The organism is Arsenophonus nasoniae DSM 15247 (assembly GCF_000429565.1).
In the GTDB taxonomy this organism is placed as follows: Bacteria; Pseudomonadota; Gammaproteobacteria; order Enterobacterales; family Enterobacteriaceae; genus Arsenophonus; species Arsenophonus nasoniae.
On the sequence record NZ_AUCC01000205.1, the window covers coordinates 1 to 1,803 of the forward strand.

The 1,803-nt window shown below is 36.9% G+C and carries 1 protein-coding gene; it reads right to left on the reverse strand.

Annotation, left to right across the window (positions count from 1 at the left end; all coding sequences use genetic code 11):
• Positions 1-1,803 (reverse strand): phage head-binding domain-containing protein (locus G468_RS24990; protein ID WP_248604904.1); only part of this gene is annotated, 1,803 nt, incomplete at both ends.

Consider the following 1,803-nt stretch of genomic DNA (forward strand, 5'->3'; position numbering starts at 1 on the left):
GCTTCCTATGAAACTGCATTCTGATATTTCTATTGATGAATAACGCTTAATCCAAGGTGCAATCAATACTATATTGTTAAAACTTACTTTATTAAATCTGACAGCATGAACATTTGACTCAGAGCCAATAGTAAACACAGATGGTTTTTTATCATCATTATCACTATTTAGAATACAGTGATTAAAGGTAAAGTCAGCCCCATACATCCCACCATTGCCAGATCTTTGTGATAAAGTACAGTTATTAAATTCAATTTTCCCTCCAAATCCGGCAGCGTTACCAGCAGTGAAAAACTCCCCTTCATGGGATAGGGTAATATTACATCCATTAAATATTGCTTTTCCACCTGACGGCTTGAGAAAATTAAAATCAGAGCGGAATACGCAGTTAATAAACTCAGTTACCTCCAGCGTATTCCAAACAATAGCGACACATTTAAATTTTTTATGATTATCATAATTTGAACTATACTCAAATACACTGTTGCTTATAATGACAACGCCGCATAGCTCTGTATGTACCGGTCTGTCATAACCAAAAGCGTAAGCATTATTGATACTTATTATTCTAGTATCAGGCTGATTAGGCGGTGCATAGCCATCAACCACTATACCACAACGCCCACTTCTTAATTTGTCTGCATTCTGTACTTTTATATTATCAACAGCCACATGCGTACTGCCGTACCAAATAATAATTCCATCGCCTCTATGTTCTTCAATGGAGTCTGATGTAAATCCTTTTGATGTAAGTGGCGCACAGTTAGTTAAAGCAATATTTTTAATATCGCCAAAATGACTGTTAGAGATATCTATCCCTGTTTTCTGTGTATTATTAATTTCAATGTTGATTAGTGAAAACCTGGTTACATTCCTCATGGCAATACCAATTGCATACTCATTGGCATTGATGATTAAATTTGATAGATGAATATTCCTTGATGAGCCAGTTGTTCCTCCGCCATAGTCTTCAGTATCAAAAATACACATAGTAGCAGATTTAGACTTATCTAATATTTCCATCTGCTCACCTTTCCAGTAAATTACTGAACCCTGAAAATTTATAGATAAATCAGAACGGAGGTTCCATGTCTGAGCAATATTGATAGTGCTGCCGGAAGGAAATGTCATATTGAAAAACGGGCTTTCCATCATTGCGATAATGATAGGTGATGCCTCTTCCATCCCGTCAGTAAAGCCAAAGTTTTGAGCATCACGTACAGGGAATCCATTCAGCAAACCAACACACCGCCATTTTTTATCATCAGCAGGACTTCTTTCTGAAATTTTATGCGGAAGAGCACCTGTCCATATGTACCACATATTATCAGAGTGTTTTACAGCCTGTCGTTGCAAGGTAACTGTGGTAGGTTCTTCTGATAAAAATTCTGCATATTTTATAAATTCAGAAAGGTCATAATCCGAATAAACAGTACCACCATGACTGCTGGATACAATTTTATCCCCATAAGACAAGAGCTCCTGCCTTAACTGATCAGGATCATACTTTAAGATATTTCGAAAATAGAACTGTTGAACGCCGTAGCTATCATAGACAGCCATAGAATGACCTTCTACTGTGACAAACTTCGCAATTTGACCATTGTAAACGGGATAACCAGCTTGATTAATAATGATGGGTTGAGCAACAGGGACATGTGAACCGTCTTCATTTTCAAGATATACCTGAATCTGATTCTCAGGTAGAGTTGGATCCATATCGATTTTACCTATGTAAACCTTACCATTACTGACTGCGGCAAATTTTCTTCTCAATGTGAATAATTGACTTGGCATACTCAC